This window comes from Streptomyces sp. NPDC088766 (assembly GCF_044750845.1).
Classification (GTDB): Bacteria; Actinomycetota; Actinomycetes; order Streptomycetales; family Streptomycetaceae; genus Streptomyces.
The window spans coordinates 64,959-79,809 of sequence record NZ_JBIVKQ010000001.1 but is presented as its reverse complement, the minus strand read 5'-3'; the positions used below and the strand labels follow the sequence as shown (position 1 = coordinate 79,809).

Annotated in this window: 15 protein-coding genes; 3 read left to right on the top strand and 12 right to left on the bottom strand. The window is 74.2% G+C overall.

Annotated elements, in window-relative coordinates; all coding sequences use genetic code 11:
- Window positions 1–14: 14 nt before the first annotated feature.
- On the top strand, window positions 15–1,193 hold the full coding sequence (locus ACIP5W_RS00425; protein ID WP_401464425.1) for a methyltransferase domain-containing protein: 1,179 nt from the start codon (window positions 15–17) through the stop codon (window positions 1,191–1,193).
- Here ACIP5W_RS00425 and ACIP5W_RS00420 read toward each other — a convergent pair.
- From ACIP5W_RS00420 to ACIP5W_RS00400, 5 genes are all read right to left on the bottom strand, one after another.
- Window positions 1,181–2,449, bottom strand: a complete 1,269-nt coding sequence (locus ACIP5W_RS00420) for an RNA polymerase sigma factor (RefSeq protein ID WP_401464422.1) — start codon at window positions 2,447–2,449, stop codon at window positions 1,181–1,183. The genes ACIP5W_RS00425 and ACIP5W_RS00420 overlap by 13 nt on opposite strands.
- A 185-nt stretch (window positions 2,450–2,634) precedes the next feature.
- On the bottom strand, window positions 2,635–2,991 hold the full coding sequence (locus tag ACIP5W_RS00415) for a YciI family protein (RefSeq protein ID WP_401464419.1): 357 nt from the start codon (window positions 2,989–2,991) through the stop codon (window positions 2,635–2,637).
- Between the two features lie 140 nt (window positions 2,992–3,131).
- Window positions 3,132–4,106 (bottom strand): LCP family protein, encoded by a 975-nt coding sequence (locus ACIP5W_RS00410; protein WP_401465597.1) that lies wholly within the window; start codon window positions 4,104–4,106, stop codon window positions 3,132–3,134.
- Window positions 4,107–4,337: 231 nt separating this feature from the next.
- A complete protein-coding gene (locus ACIP5W_RS00405) occupies window positions 4,338–5,735 on the bottom strand; it encodes an endo-1,4-beta-xylanase (RefSeq protein ID WP_401464416.1) in 1,398 nt (465 codons plus the stop codon).
- Window positions 5,736–5,838: 103 nt separating this feature from the next.
- A complete protein-coding gene (locus tag ACIP5W_RS00400) occupies window positions 5,839–6,912 on the bottom strand; it encodes a LacI family DNA-binding transcriptional regulator (protein ID WP_401464413.1) in 1,074 nt (357 codons plus the stop codon).
- Between the two features lie 140 nt (window positions 6,913–7,052).
- On the opposite strand from ACIP5W_RS00400, the gene ACIP5W_RS00395 reads away from it, so the two are divergent.
- Window positions 7,053–9,377: a glycoside hydrolase family 3 N-terminal domain-containing protein gene (locus ACIP5W_RS00395; RefSeq protein ID WP_401464410.1), complete on the top strand. Its 2,325-nt coding sequence runs from the start codon at window positions 7,053–7,055 to the stop codon at window positions 9,375–9,377.
- Window positions 9,378–9,398: 21 nt separating this feature from the next.
- Here ACIP5W_RS00395 and ACIP5W_RS00390 read toward each other — a convergent pair whose 3' ends face one another.
- From ACIP5W_RS00390 to tsaB, 4 genes are read right to left on the bottom strand one after another with little or no spacing between them, the layout of a single operon-like run.
- A complete protein-coding gene (locus ACIP5W_RS00390) occupies window positions 9,399–9,656 on the bottom strand; it encodes a hypothetical protein (RefSeq protein WP_382786754.1) in 258 nt (85 codons plus the stop codon).
- Window positions 9,653–10,750, bottom strand: coding sequence for a tRNA (adenosine(37)-N6)-threonylcarbamoyltransferase complex transferase subunit TsaD (tsaD, locus tag ACIP5W_RS00385; RefSeq protein ID WP_401464405.1), 1,098 nt, complete (start codon window positions 10,748–10,750; stop codon window positions 9,653–9,655). Before tsaD ends, ACIP5W_RS00390 begins: the two co-directional genes overlap by 4 nt.
- Window positions 10,743–11,273 (bottom strand): ribosomal protein S18-alanine N-acetyltransferase, encoded by a 531-nt coding sequence (gene rimI, locus ACIP5W_RS00380; protein WP_401464402.1) that lies wholly within the window; start codon window positions 11,271–11,273, stop codon window positions 10,743–10,745. The genes tsaD and rimI overlap by 8 nt, the downstream gene beginning before the upstream one ends.
- On the bottom strand, window positions 11,270–11,923 hold the full coding sequence (gene tsaB, locus ACIP5W_RS00375; RefSeq protein WP_401464399.1) for a tRNA (adenosine(37)-N6)-threonylcarbamoyltransferase complex dimerization subunit type 1 TsaB: 654 nt from the start codon (window positions 11,921–11,923) through the stop codon (window positions 11,270–11,272). Before tsaB ends, rimI begins: the two co-directional genes overlap by 4 nt.
- A 109-nt stretch (window positions 11,924–12,032) precedes the next feature.
- Here tsaB and ACIP5W_RS00370 point away from each other — a divergent pair, with 109 nt between their 5' ends.
- Window positions 12,033–12,581, top strand: a complete 549-nt coding sequence (locus tag ACIP5W_RS00370) for a hypothetical protein (protein ID WP_401464396.1) — start codon at window positions 12,033–12,035, stop codon at window positions 12,579–12,581.
- A gap of 35 nt (window positions 12,582–12,616) precedes the next feature.
- Here ACIP5W_RS00370 and ACIP5W_RS00365 read toward each other — a convergent pair whose 3' ends face one another.
- From ACIP5W_RS00365 to ACIP5W_RS00355, 3 genes are all read right to left on the bottom strand, one after another.
- A complete protein-coding gene (locus ACIP5W_RS00365; RefSeq protein ID WP_401464393.1) occupies window positions 12,617–12,805 on the bottom strand; it encodes a hypothetical protein in 189 nt (62 codons plus the stop codon).
- Between the two features lie 310 nt (window positions 12,806–13,115).
- Complete coding sequence (gene tsaE / locus ACIP5W_RS00360) at window positions 13,116–13,628, bottom strand: tRNA (adenosine(37)-N6)-threonylcarbamoyltransferase complex ATPase subunit type 1 TsaE (protein ID WP_401464390.1); 513 nt, start codon at window positions 13,626–13,628, stop codon at window positions 13,116–13,118.
- Window positions 13,594–14,847, bottom strand: coding sequence for an alpha/beta fold hydrolase (locus tag ACIP5W_RS00355; RefSeq protein ID WP_401464387.1), 1,254 nt, complete (start codon window positions 14,845–14,847; stop codon window positions 13,594–13,596). Before ACIP5W_RS00355 ends, tsaE begins: the two co-directional genes overlap by 35 nt.
- Between the last annotated feature and the right edge of the window lie 4 nt (window positions 14,848–14,851).

The following is a 14,851-nucleotide window of genomic DNA, read 5'->3' as shown; positions in this document are numbered from 1 at the left end:
CCCACAATGACCCGGTGAACGACCTCGCCCCGCTCCTCACCCCCGAGGGCCGCGCCCTCCTCGATGCCGTGCGCGGCACCGCCCCGGCCGACGAACTGGCCGTCGCCACCAGGCTGCGCCGTGAACACCCCGCCGAGCTGGTCTCGGCGGCCCTCGGACAGGCCCGGCTGCGGCAGCGGGCGGCGGCGAAGTTCGGGGCCGAGGACGCGCAGCGGATGTTCTTCACTCCGAACGGGGTCGAGCAGTCGACGCGCGCGAGTGTCGCCGCCCACCGCGCCGGGCGGATGAAGGCGCTCGGCGTGGCCTCGGTCGCCGACCTGTGCTGCGGGATCGGCGGCGACGCGGTCGCGCTCGCCCGCGCCGGGATCAGGGTGCTCGCCGTGGACCGCGACCCGCTGACGGCGGCGGTGGCCCGGGCCAACGCCGAGGCGCTGGGGCTCGCCGATCTGATCGAGGTGCGCGAGGCGGACGTCACGGAGGTCGGCACGGGCGGGTACGACGCCGTGTTCGTCGATCCGGCGCGGCGGGGCGGCCGGGGGCGGATCTTCGACCCGGAGGCCTGCTCCCCGCCGCTGTCATGGGCGGTCGGGGCGGCTCTGAAGGCTCCGCACGGCGCGCTGAAGGTCGCCCCCGGCATCCCGCACGAGATCGTGCCCGCCGGGGCGGAGGCCGAGTGGATCTCCGACGGCGGGGACGTGAAGGAGGCCGTGCTGTGGTTCGGCACCGAGCCGGGCGCGGTGCGCGCCACCCTCCTCCCCGGCCCGCGCACCCTGCTCGGCACCGGTCTGCCCGACCCGCGGGTGCGGCCGGTGGGGCGCTTCCTGTACGAGCCGGACGGCGCCGTCGTCCGGGCCCACCTGGTGGCCGAGGTCGCCCGGGACCTGGACGGCGGCCTGGTCGACGAGACCATCGCCTACGTCACCGCGGACACGCTCCGGCCGACGCCGTACGCCACCGCCTACGAGATCACCGACCGGCTGCCCTTCAACGTCAAGAAGCTGAAGGCGCTGCTGCGGGAGCGCGGGGTGGGGATCCTCACCGTGAAGAAGCGCGGCTCGGCGGTGGAGCCGGAGGAACTGCGCAGGAAGGTCAAGCCGCAGGGGCCGAACTCGGCGACCGTGTTCCTGACCCGGGTCGCGGGGGCGCCGACGATGCTCGTCGGTCACCCGGCGCTCGCCGGTCACCCGGCCTGAGCGGCCCGGCGCAGCAGCAGCTCCCGTTCCCGTTCGTTGCCGGTCAGCCGCGCGGCCCGCTCGAACTCCGCGCTCGCCTCCGCCGTGCGGCCCAGGCGGCGGAGCAGGTCGCCGCGGACGCTGGGGAGCAGGTGGTAGTCGCGCAGGGCCGGTCCGGCGGCGAGGGCGTCGACGATCCGCAGGCCCTGCTCCGGGCCCTCGGCCATCGACACGGCGACCGCGCGGTTGAGTTCGACCACCGGGGACGGGGCGCGGGCCGCGAGGAGGCCGTAGAGGGCGGCGATGGCACGCCAGTCGGTCTCCTCGTAGGAGTACGCGTGCGCGTGGCAGGCGGCGATCGCGGCCTGGAGGACGTACGGGCCGGGCGCACCGGTGGCCGTGGCCTCGGCGCGGCCCAGGGCGGCGATGCCGCGGGCCACGAGCATGCGGTTCCAGCGGCGGCGGTTCTGGTCCGCCAGCAGCACCGGTGTGCCGTCGGGGGCGGTGCGGGCGGCCGTGCGCGAGGACTGGAACTCCAGCAGCGCGGCCAGGCCGTGCACCTCGGGCTCCTTCGGCATCAGGGCGGCCAGCAGGCGGGCCAGCCGCAGGGCGTCCTCGCACAGGCCCGGACGCAGCCAGTCGTCGCCCGCGGTGGCCGCGTACCCCTCGTTGAAGATCAGGTAGATGACGTCGAGGACGGAGCCGAGCCGGGCCTCGCGATCGGGCCCGTACGGCACCTCGAAGGCGACGTTCTTCCTGGCCAGGGTGCGTTTTGCGCGGACGATCCGCTGGGCGACCGTCGGCTCGGGCGCGAGGAAGGCGCGTGCGATCTCGGCCGTGGTGAGACCGCCGAGCAGCCGCAGGGTGAGGGCGGTGCGGGCCTCGGCGGACAGCACGGGGTGGCAGGTGGTGAAGACGAGGCGGAGCAGGTCGTCGTCGATGTCCCCGGGGCCGGAGGGTTCGGGCGCGGGTGCCGTCGTCTCCAGGTCCCGGCCGATCTCGGCGAGCTTGCGGGCGTACGTCTCCCGGCGGCGGACCAGGTCGACGGCGCGGTGCCGGGCGGTGGCGGTGAGCCAGGCGCCGGGGTTGTCGGGGACGCCCTCGCGGGGCCAGCGTTCCAGCGCGGCCACCAGGGCGTCCTGCGTGAGTTCCTCGGCGATGCCGACGTCCCGGACGATCCGGGCGACGGCGGCGACGACGCGGGGCGACTCCAGGCGGAAGACGGTCTCCAGGGCGGCGGTGGCGGTGCGGGGGCCGACGGCGGGCTGTTGGTTCACAGCCCACCATCGAACACCTTCCGGGGGCCGCGGGAAAGCGGCCCCCGGCCCGTCTCGGCCTCACCCCGGGCTCCCGTCTCGGCCTTCCTCCCCTCGGCCTTCCTCCCCTCGGCCTTCCTCCCCTCGGCCTTCCCCCTTTGGCCTTCCTCCCCTCGGCCTTCCCCCTCCGGCCTCCGCGACCGGCCTCAGCCCTCCTCGATCTCCCGGACCTCCAGGGTCAGGTTCCACTCGTCGCCGTGGACCTTCAGGAAGCGCTTGGACCACTCGAGCGCCTCGGCCATGTCCTTGCACTGCATGAGCGCGTAGCCGCCGACGACCTCCTTGGTCTCGGTGAAGGGGCCGTCGGTGACGGAGATCTCGCCGCCGTTCAGATGGACGCGGACGCCCTGCTCGGAGGGCAGCAGGCCGGCCGTGTCGAGCATGACGCCGGCCTTGGTGATCTCCTCGATCAGTTCGCCCATCCGCTGCATCATCTCGGGGCTGGGGCCCTCGGCGGGCCTGGTCGACTCGTCGATCTTCACCAGGGACAGGTAGCGGGGCATGGTGGCTCCTCGGGTGGTGCGGGGCCGGGCTCCTCCCGGCCTCTCACCCGTGCGTCGAACGGGGAACGGCCGGATCGACACCCCCGACGGAAAACTTCGGGATTCTTTTCAGCGGCCCTCCGAGCCGGCCACGCGCGGTTTCAGACCTGTCCGAGCGACTCCCACAGGTCGCCCGCCTCGGGCTCGTCGGGGACGACCCGGTTGGGGTCCGAGGGGGCCGGCAGCACCGGCATGGTGACGGTGGTGACGTTCGCGGCGGACAGGCCCTTCAGGCTCTGGCCGAGTTCCATCAGCTCGGTGAGGGAGTCGAGGCCGGTGTCGGTGGTGAGGCTGCCGGTGGCCGCGTCGGCGACCCGGTAGAGCCGGGCGGGGTCGGCCGCCAGGTCCGTCGTGGACATCTGCTCCAGCAGGGCCTTCACCAGGGTCTGCTGGAGGGCGATGCGACCGAGGTCGCTGCCGTCGCCGATGCCGTGCCGGGTGCGGGCGAGGGCGAGGGCCCGGGTGCCGTCGAGGTGGTGGGTGCCGGCCGCGAGGCTGAGGTGGCTGTCCTCGTCCTCGATGTCCTCGGTGGTGGTGACGGTGACCCCGCCGAGCGCGTCCACGAGCTTCGCGAAGCCGGCGAAGTCGACCTCGACGAAGTGGTCCATGCGGACGTTCGTGAGCGACTCGACGGTCTTGACCGCGCAGACCGGGCCGCCCAGCGCGTAGGCGCTGTTGAACATCGCGCCGTGGGCGACCTCGCTCGAGCCGCCGGAGGGCAGCGGGCAGGAGGGGCGGGTGACGAGGGTGTCGCGCGGGATGCTGACCACGGTGGCGCCGGTGCGGCCGGCGTCGACGTGCACGACCATCGCGGTGTCGGAGCGGGCCCCGGAGCTGTCCCCGCCGCCGAGCTGCCGGTTCTCGTCGCCGCTGCGCGAGTCCGAGCCGAGGACCAGGATGTTGACGGCCCCGGTGGGCGGCGGGGCGGCGGAGGCGGTACCGGACGGGGTGGTGACCGCGCGGGCCGGACGGTTGTCGCCGAGCGCGCTGTCGATGTCGACGCCGCGGATGTTGTCGTTCAGGCGCCAGTAGACCCAGCCCGCCGCTGCCACGCCCAGCACCAGGGCGCCGGCCAGGGTGAGGCCGACGGCCCTGAACGCTCTCGACCGCCGGCCCCGCCGCCTTTCCCCGCTTTCCCCGCGCGCGCCCTCGTGCGTGGCCCCGTACGTGCCGCCGTGCGCGTCTCCGTGCCCGTTCGCGTCATGTCCCGTCACACGGAGAACGTATGTCCGAATGATGAGCGGACTGTGAGGAAAGCCGCCCCGAACGAGATTTCTTCGGAAAATCTTACGGTCGGCGCGTCACGCTCACCCCAGGGTCACCGTGGGCACCGGATTGCTCCCGCTCCACGACCCGTTGAACCCGAAGGTCACCGAACCGCCGTCGGGAACCGTCCCGTTGTACGAGGCGTTGGAACAGGTGACGGCCGCCCCCGACTGCGCGCAGGTCGCGTTCCACGCCTGCGTGATCCCCTGCCCCGCACCGAAGTTCCAGCCGACCTTCCACGACGACAGCGTCGCCCCCGAGCAGGCGATCCTCACCTGCCCTGTGAAGCCGGTGTTCCACTGGCCGGTGACGCTGTAGGCCGCCGTGCAGGCGCCCGTGGGCGGCTCGGTCGTGGTCCCGCCGAGCGCCTCCGCGATCGCGCGGTAGGCGGGTTTCGGCGCGTAGTTCTCGTCGTACAGCGTCGCCGCGCCCTGTCCCGGGAAGGTGTCCGGGATCCAGGAGTCGGAGTCGGCGAAGCCCCACACCGTGACACCGGTGCACCGGGCCACCGCCAGGCAGGCGTTCATGACGGCCTTGTAGTCGGCGGCCTGCCGGGTCAGCTTGGCGCTGTCCGAGGGCAGTTGCATCCGGATGTCCAGCTCGGTGATCGCCACGTCCACGCCGAGGTCGGCGAAGCGCTGGATGTTCTGCTGGAGGGTGGCGGGCACCTGACCGAGGATCAGGTGTGCCTGGAGGCCGACCCCGTCGATCGGTACGCCGCGCTCCTTCAGCGACTTCACCAGGTTGTACAGGGCGGTGGACTTCGCGTTGACGCCCTCGACGTTGTAGTCGTTGATGTACAGCCGGGCGGCCGGGTCGGCGGCCCGCGCCCAGGTGAGGGCGTCGGCGATGTAGTCGGCGCCGAGGCCGTCGTACCAGAGGGTCGAGCGGTAGGTGCCGTCCTCGTCGAAGGGCTCGTTGACGACGTCCCAGGCGGCGACGCGTCCCTTGTAGCGCCCGACCTCGGTGTCGACGTGGTCCCGCAGGAGCGTGCCGAGCTGGGCGGGCGTCCAGCTGCCGTTGGTCAGCCAGCTCGGGTTCTGGCTGTGCCAGACCAGGGTGTGGCCGCGCACGTCCTGGTCGTGGGCCTCGGCGAAGTCCACGATCCGGTCGGCCTCGGCCCAGTCGAAGGTGCCCCGGGCCGGTTCGACCGACCCCCATTTCATGGCGTTGCCCGGCGTGAGCCAGCTGAACTCCCGGCCGGCGATGTCGCCGTAGGTCCCGGTGAGCCTGGAGCCGGTGACCGCCGTGCCCATGACCTTGCCCTTGGCGGCGGCGAGGTCGCGCAGCGGTGTGTCGGCGGCGTGGGCGGTGCCGGCGGTGAGCAGCGCGCCGACGGTGGCCGCCCCGGCGAGCAGGGCGGCCGACCTGGCACGGAGCGACGGGCGGGAGCTTCTCCTCGACGAGGTGAAGGGTGACCTCGACGGCCGGGGGGACATGGCGGAACTGGAGGATCTCATTGCAGGTGCCTCCGAAAGTTTCGGCTGTTCAACCGATTGACTTCGGAGGAGTGTGGGGGTGCCCCTGCTCCCCGTCAACCCGTCACCTTCCGGCCAACGGCGGCGCTCCCGTGCTCGCCCGCACCACCAGACTGGTCGCCAGCTCCACCCGGGTCGCCGCGGGCGCCTCGCCGGAGCGCCCCAGCTCCAGCACCAGCCGGGCGGCCGCCTCGGCCATCTCCGTCAGCGGCTGCCGTACGGTCGTCAGCGGCGGGCCGACCCAGCGGGCCACCGGCAGGTCGTCGAAGCCGACCACGCTGACGTCCTCGGGGATGCGCAGCCCGAGTTCGCGGGCGGCCTCGTAGAGACCGAGCGCCTGCAGGTCGTTGCCCGCGAACACGGCGGTGGGCCGGTCGGGGCGGGCGAGCAGCTCGCGGCCGAGCCGGTAGCCGGTCTCGTGGTGGAAGTCACCGGTCTTGACCATCTCCGGGTCGACCGGCAGCCCGGCCGTCTCCAGGGCCGCGCGGTAACCGTCGAGCCGGGCCCGGCTGCACATGATCTGCGGGGGTCCGCTGATCGCCCCGATCCGCCGGTGGCCCAGTTCGACCAGGTGCCGGGTGGCGGCGAGGCCGCCCTGCCAGTTGGTGGCGCCGATGGACGGCACGTCGGCGCCGGGGTCGCCCGCCGGGTCCATCACCACGAACGGGATGGACCGGCTGGTGAGCAGCGCCCGCTGGGACACGTCGAGCCCGGACAGCACGAGCACCACGCCGTGCGGACGGCGCGCGGCCACCTGGTCGGCCCAGCTCCGCCCGGGGGTGAGCCGCCCGGCGCTCTCGCTGAGCACCACGCTCAGCCCGGCGTCCCGGGCCACGTTCTCCACGCCCCGGATGACCTCCATCGCCCAGGCGCTCTCCAGCTCGTGGAAGACCAGGTCGATCAGGGGCGAGCGGGTCGCCTCGGCCCGCCGCCGCCGGTAGCCGTGGGCGCGCAGCAGTTCCTCGACGCGGGTCCGGGTGGCGGGGGCGACGTCGGCGCGGCCGTTGAGGACCTTCGAAACAGTCGGCGCCGAGACGCCGGCTTCGCGCGCGATCTCCGCGAGGGTGGCGGTCTGCGCCGCGGGTCGCCGTGTGGGCCGGTCTTCCGTCCGTGTCTCAGTGGGCTCCGAGGGTGTCATGGCGGCGATCGTATCCCCGCACTCCCTCTTGACGAACCCATGGGGACGCCATAGGTTCCCGGAACATTCGAAGTAAAGCTCGAAACATTCGTACCGTTGATTCCCGCTCTGGTGGCTCACCGACCTCTGACAGGAGCTTCATGACCACCGCCCCCTGGCGTGACCCCGCCCTGCCCGCGGCCGCCCGCGTCGACGACCTCCTCTCCCGGATGACCCTCGAGGAGAAGACCGCCCAGCTGTACGGCGTGTGGGTCGGCGCCGCGACGGACGGCGACGGAGTCGCCCCGCACCAGCACGACATGACCGCGGGCTCCGCCGCCGACACCGCCGACGGTTGGGACGAGCTGATCACCAAGGGCCTCGGCCAGCTGACCCGCCCCTTCGGCACGGCCCCCGTGGACCCGGCGCTCGGCGCCCGCGCGCTCGCCGGTGCCCAGCGCCGGATCGCCGCCGCCGGCCGCTTCGGCATCCCCGCGGTGGCGCACGAGGAGTGCCTGGCCGGGTTCACCGCCTGGCGCGCCACCGCCTACCCGGTCCCGCTCGCCTGGGGCGCCGCCTTCGACCCGCCGCTGGTCGAGGAGATGGCCCGGCACATCGGCCGCGACCTGCGCGCGGTCGGCGTCCACCAGGGCCTCGCCCCGGTCCTGGACGTCGTACGCGATCCGCGCTGGGGCCGGGTCGAGGAGACCATCGGCGAGGACCCGTACCTGGTCGGCACGGTCGGCGCGGCCTATGTGCGCGGCCTGGAGTCGGCGGGCATCGTCGCCACCCTCAAGCACTTCGCCGGGTACGCCTCCTCCGCCGGCGCCCGCAACCTGGCCCCGGTGCGGGCGGGCACCCGCGAGTTCGCGGACGTCACCCTGCCGCCGTTCGAGATGGCGCTGCGCGAGGGCGGCGCCCGCTCCGTCATGGCGGCCTACACCGAACGCGACGGCGTCCCGGCCTCCGCCGACCCGGAGCTGCTCACCCGGCTCCTGCGCGAGGAGTGGGGCTTCACGGGCACCGTGGTCGCCGACTACTTCGGCATCGGGTTCCTCCAGACCCTGCACCGGGTGGCGGGCACGCCCGTGCAGGCCGCCCGGCTGGCGCTGGAGGCCGGCATCGACGTCGAGCTGCCGACGGTGAAGTACTACGGCGACGCGCTGATCGCGGCCGTCCGTGCGGGCGAGGTCCCCGAGGACCTGATCGACCGGTCGGCGCGCCGGGTCCTGCTGCAGAAGTGCGAACTGGGCCTCCTGGACGAGGACTGGCAGCCCGAGGTCCCGGAGCGGGTCGACCTCGACCCGCCGGCCAACCGTGCGGTGGCACGCCGGCTGGCCGAGGAGTCCGTGGTCCTGCTGGACAACCCGGACGGTCTGCTCCCGCTGGCCCCCGACACCCGGATCGCGGTCGTCGGCCCGAGGGCGGCGGACGCCCTGGCGATGCTCGGCTGCTACTCCTTCCCCTCCCACGTCCTCCCCCACCACCCCGGGACCGAGCCGGGCATCGAGATCCCCACGGTGCTGGAGTCGCTGCGCGCCGAACTCCCCGACGCCAAGGTGGCGTTCGCCGAGGGCTGCCCGGTCTCCGACCCGGACACCACCGGCATCGAGGAGGCCGTGGCCAGGGCCGCGGAGGCGGACGTGTGCGTGGCGGTCCTGGGCGACCGGGCGGGCCTGTTCGGCCGGGGCACCTCGGGCGAGGGCTGCGACGTGGCGGACCTGCGGCTGCCCGGCGTGCAGGGCGCGTTGCTGGACGCGCTGGTCGCCACCGGGGTGCCGGTGGTGCTGGTCCTGCTCACCGGCCGCCCCTACGCACTCGGCCGCTGGCACGGCCGCCTGGGCGCCGTCGTCCAGGCCTTCTTCCCCGGCGAGGAGGGCGGCCCGGCGGTGGCGGGAGTGCTGTCGGGCCGCGTCAACCCCTCGGGCAGGCTGCCCGTGAGCGTGCCCCGGGTGACGGGCGGCCAGCCGTGGACCTACCTCCAGCCGCCCCTGGGCCTGGCCGGGGAGGTCAGCAACCTGGACCCGACCCCGCTGTACCCCTTCGGGCACGGCCGCTCGTACACCACGTTCGCCTGGGAGGACATCGACGGACCGGCGACCACCCTCGGCACGGACGGCTCCTGCGACCTCTCGCTGACCGTCCGCAACACCGGCGACCGCGCAGGCGCCGACGTCGTACAGCTCTACCTGCACGACCCGGTGGCCGGCGTGACCCGCCCCGACGTACGGCTGATCGGCTACCAGCGGCTGGAACTGCCCGCGGGCGGGTCGGCGCGCGTGACCTTCCGCTTCCACACCGACCTGTCGGCCTTCACCGACCGCGCCGGGCGGCGCGTGGTGGAGCCGGGCGACCTGGAGCTGCGACTGGGGACGTCCAGCGCGGACGTCCGGCACACGGCGCGGCTCAGCCTCACGGGACCGGTGCGGGAACCGGGGCCGGACCGGCGGCTGCGCTGCGAGACGCGGGTGTCGGAGCAGGAGTAGGGATACGGGCGAAGGCCCGGCTCAGTCCGGGTCCACCGCCTCGAACCGCCACCGGTGCACGGCCCGTGTGACCAGCCCCCCGTCGGGATCGGGCAGTTCCGGGAGGTCCGCGTCGAACTCCGCGTCCCACCACGTGATGACGAGGACCCGGTCCTGCGGGGCACGGAAGGTCTCACGGCGCACGGGAGGACGCGGGAGCCGCTGCTCCCGCGCCCACGCCAGCAGTTCCGCGCCCCGGCCGTCCGCGGCCCGGGCCTCCCACATCAGCGCGACGGTCATGAGTACAGGTTGTCCTCACCGACCGCGTGCACGTGGTCGTGGTCGTGGGCCCGGCCCGGCACGTGCGGGTCGGTCACCGGCAGGGACGAGTCAGCCGACAGGTCCCAGTCGGAGGCGGACCGGCCCCGGGCCACCATCTCCGCGCCGAGCGCCGCGACCATCGCGCCGTTGTCCGTGCACAGCTTGGGCCGGGGCACCCGCAGCCGGATGCCGGCCGCCTCGCAGCGCTCCTGGGCCAGGACGCGCAGCCGGGAGTTGGCCGCGACGCCGCCGCCGATCATCAGGTGGTCGACGCCCTCGTCGCGGCAGGCGCGGACGGCCTTGCGGGTGAGCACGTCCACCACCGCCTCCTGGAAGGAGGCCGCCACGTCCCGCACCGGCACCTCCTCGCCGGCGGCCCGCTTCGCCTCGATCCAGCGGGCGACCGCCGTCTTGAGGCCGGAGAAGGAGAAGTCGTACGCCGGGTCGCGCGGTCCGGTCAGGCCGCGCGGGAAGGCGATCGCGGACGGGTCGCCCTCGCGCGCGTACCGGTCGATGACCGGGCCGCCGGGGAAGCCCAGGTCCAGTACGCGGGCGATCTTGTCGAAGGCCTCGCCCGCCGCGTCGTCGATCGTCGCGCCCATCGGGCGGACGTCGGAGGTGATGTCCGAGGAGAGCAGCAGGGAGGAGTGGCCGCCGCTCACCAGCAGGGCCATCGTCGGCTCCGGCAGCGGGCCGTGCTCCAGCTGGTCCACGCAGATGTGCGAGGCGAGGTGGTTCACGCCGTACAGCGGCTTGCCGAGGGCGTAGGCGTACGCCTTCGCCGCCGACACGCCGACCAGCAGCGCGCCCGCCAGGCCCGGGCCCGCGGTCACGGCGATGCCGTCGAGGTCCTTCGCGGACACGCCGGCCTCCTTCAGCGCCCGGTCGATGGTCGGGACCATCGCCTCCAGGTGCGCCCGGCTCGCCACCTCCGGCACCACCCCGCCGAAGCGGGCGTGCTCGTCGACGCTGGAGGCGACGGCGTCCGCCAGCAGGGTGGTGCCGCGGACGATGCCGACGCCGGTCTCGTCACAGGAGGTCTCGATGCCGAGGACGAGCGGTTCGTCAGTCATTGATCTCGGTTCCTTGTACTGATGTCGGTTCCGTGGCGGGGCCACTGTCGGATGCCGTGGTCAGGCGCATGACCAGGGCGTCCACGTTCCCCGGCTGGTAGTAGCCGCGCCGGAAGCCGATGGGCTGGAAGCCGAAGCGCTCGTACAGCTTCTGCGCGCGGACGTTGTCGACGCGGCACTCCAGCATGACCTCGGCGCACTCGAAGGCGGTCGCGGCCCGCAGCAGCTCGGCCAGCAGCCGGCCGCCCAGTCCGGTGCCCCAGTGGTCCTGGGCGACGGCGATGGTCTGGACGTCGGCAAGGTCGCCGGAGGAGGCGAGGCCCGCGTAGCCGACGATGCGGTCGCCGTTCTCGGCGACCACGTACCGGCGGGTCGCCTCGGGGCCGCGGGAGTGCGCCAGCTCGGACCAGAACATGCCGCGCGACCAGGCGTCCTCGGGGAAGAGGGCCTTCTCGAGTTCCAGGACGGGATCGATGTCCCACCAGCGCATCTCGCGCAGCGCGGGGGTTACGGGTTCGGTCACTTGGGGGTGACCACCTTGTAGTTCTTGGGGACCTGGGCGTCGGGCCGGCGCAGGTAGAGCGGGCGGGGCGCGGGGAGCTCCTCGCCCGCGGCCAGTTTCTCGGCGGCCAGACAGGCGAGCGCTGCGGCGGACACGTGCTCCGGCTCGTGCGCCGCGGGGAAGGTGTCGGGGTAGAGCAGCGCGCCCGCGCCGACCGCGGGCAGCCCCGCCACCTGCTCGGCGATGTCGGCCGGCCGGTCGACGGCGGGCCCGGTGAGGCGGGTGCGGGAGTCGGCGTAGCGCGCCCAGTAGACCTCCTTGCGGCGGGCGTCGGTCGCCACGACGAAGGGGCCTTCGAGGTCGGTGGCGTACGCGAGGCCGTCGAGGGTGCACAGGCCGTACACGGGCACGCCGAGCGCGAGCCCGAAGGTGTCGGCGGTCATCAGGCCGACGCGCAGCCCGGTGTACGGGCCGGGGCCGGTGCCCACGACGATCCCGGTGACGGCGTCGAGCCGGTGCCCCGTGGCGGCGAGGAGACGGTCGACGGCCGGCAGCAGCAGCTCACCGTGCCGGCGCGCGTCCACCTGGCCGGCGGAGGCGAGGACGTCCGTCCCGTCGTGCAGGGCGACGGTGACGGCGGGGGTGGCGGTATCCAGAGCGAGCAAGAGCACGCAAACAGCGTACGGCTCGCGGGGCCCGGGCACGGCCGCCCGGGCACGGAGACCAACGGCTGCTAACGTCGCGGCGAGGCACGGACGTACGACGAAAGAGGTGGTCGCGGTGGCAGGCAGCAGCTCGACTTTCGTGGCCGCGCTCACCGCGGCGGCCGTCACGACCGTCGGGTTCCTCGCCTACCAGGCCTCGGCGAGCGTGCCGGCCGGCCTCGCCGCACCGCGGGCGAGCGCCCCCGCCGCGACGACAAAGGCGCCGCGCGACACCAGGAACCCCACCGCGCTGCCGGCCCGCTCCGGCACGGGCGCGCGGGTGGTGTACTCGCTGGCCGACGACCGGGTGTGGCTGGTGACCGCGGACGGCAGGGCCGAGCGCACCTTCCAGGTCACCCCCGGCAGCGTCGACCCGCTCCCCGGCACCTATGCCGTCACCTCCCGCTCGGGTGCCGTCACCGGCACCGACGGCACCCCCATCGAGCACGTGGTGCGCTTCACCGACGTCAAGGAGGTGTCGATCGGCTTCAGCGCGGCGGTCGACGGCTCGACACCGGCCCCCGACCCGGCCGTGAAGACGGGCGGCATCCGCGCCTCACGGGCGGACGGGAACGCCGTCTGGAAGTTCGCGACGATCGGCCAGCGGGTCGTCGTGATCCGTTAGACGCCGTGGTGGCCCCCGGCGACGGGGACGGGCGGTCAGGCGGCTTCGCGGTGCGGCTTCGCGGCGTGGGCGGGCCGCTCCTCCGGGTGCGCGGGCTCGGGTCCGGGCTCGCGCGGTGGCCGGGAGACGGCCTCGGCGGCGGCGCAGGACGCCAGCAGGTCGCGCATGGACACCCCGGCGAGGGCGGACGGCCGCCGCGGGGCCTCGGGCTCGGTGGCCGGCATGGACGCCTCCTGGGGGCCGGGCGGACCTAGTTAGGTAGACCTAACCAAGGGCGGGATACCATGTGACCACGCCCGGCACACCGAACGCAACATCTTGCCGACGTCCTGTCGGAACCTTCGTCCCCCTCGTCCGGGGCACGGCCCGCCCGCGACGCGCGCCCGGGCGGCGAGCCCGCCGAGCCGCGAGCGGCTCCGGAGCCGGCACGTCCGGCCGGGCGACACGTCCGGCCGGTCGACACGCCCGGGCCATCGGATCCGCCCGGACCGCGGGCACGCTCCCGCGGCCGCCCCGCTCAGGCCGCCAGCACGCTCAGGCCGCCAGCACGCTCAGGTCCGCCGACGCCCACCGGTCGCCCAGACCGGTGACCGTCACCTGCCGCACCTCGTCCGTCGTGTCGCCCACGGCCCGGTGGATGCGCACCTGGAGCCGCTCCTCGGTCAGCTCCTCGACCTTGCCCTCGCCCCACTCCACGACGACCACGGACTCGGGCAGGGACACGTCGAGGTCCAGGTCCTCCATCTCGTCGAGCCCGCCGCCCAGGCGGTACGCGTCGACGTGGACGAGCGGCGGACCGCCCCTCAGGGACGGGTGGACCCGGGCGATCACGAAGGTGGGCGAGGTGACCGCGCCCCGCACGCCGAGTCCCTCGCCGAGGCCGCGCGTCAGTGTCGTCTTGCCCGCGCCCAGCTCCCCGCTGAGCATCACGAGATCGCCCGCGCGCAGCAGTTCGGCCAGGCGCCGGCCCAGGTCCCGCATCTGCTCGGGGGAGGTGACGGTCAGCTCGGTCTCAGCCGGGTTGCGCGCTGCTGCTGGTGCTTCCATAGCCACCCACGGTAACGCCTGCCGGTACGGCGCCCGCACGGGTGAGCAGGTCGGCGAGCCGGTCGGTGACGACCTCCGGGTGCTCCAGCATCACGAGGTGACCGGCGTCGGGGACGAGCACCAGTTCGGCGTCCGGCAGCAGGTCGGCGATGGCCTCGCTGTGCTCGCTCGGCGTCACCAGGTCCCCGATGCCGGCCAGCACCAGTACCGGCATGTCGCTGAAGCAGGCGAGCGCCTCGGTCTTGTCGTGGTCGGTGAAGGCCGGGTAGAACTCGGCGACCACGTCGATCGGCGTGCCCTCGATCATCCGCTCGGCGAACCGGGCGACGGCCGGATCCACGTCCCGGGAGGCGAACGAGTACCGCTTGATGACCCCGGCGAACAGGTCGGCGGTGGCCCTGCGCCCCTTCTCCACCAGCGCGGCCTGCTGGCCCAGCGCCTTCAGCACGCCCGGCAGCACCCGGCGCACGGCGTTCACCCCGGCGACCGGCAGGCCGAAGTTCACCTCGCCGAGCCGCCCGGACGACGTACCGACGAAGGCGGTGGCGACGACCCGCTCGAGGATCAGTTCGGGGAACTGCGCGGCCAGCGCCATGACGGTCATGCCGCCCATCGAGTGCCCGACGAGCACGATCGGCCCCTCCGGCACGGCCGCGTCGATGACGGCCTTCAGGTCGCGCCCCAGCTGGTCGATGGTGAGCGGCTCGCCGTCCCGCAGCTGGGCCGCGCCGCGCGCGGACCGGCCGTGGCTGCGCTGGTCCCAGTGCACGGTCCGTACGACGCCCCGCAGGGCCGCCCGCTGGAAGTGCCAGGAGTCCTGGGTGAGGCAGTAGCCGTGGCTGAAGACGACGGTGACGGGGAGCGGGGCCTTGCGGCCGAACAGCCTGCGCCGGCGGTTCGCCGGTCCGCCCTGCGGCTCGACGTCGTCGACCTCGTAGTACAGCTCGGTGCCGTCGTCGGCGAAGGCCTTGCCGGGGGTGCCGCGGAGGGCGCCGTACGGGCCCGTCGAGTCGAGGGCGAGGCGGGCCCTGGCCCGCATGCCCCGCCCGACGGTCATCCGCTCCAGGGCGACTCCGGCGGCGGCGCCCGCGGCGATCACGCCTATCGCGGCCCCCGCGATGCCGGTCGCCCGGCGCCAGCCGCCGGCGCCCGTGGCGGAGGCGGCGTCGACGACCGCCGAGGCGGCACCCGCCAACGCCTCCGCGCTGCTCTCGCTCACGTGC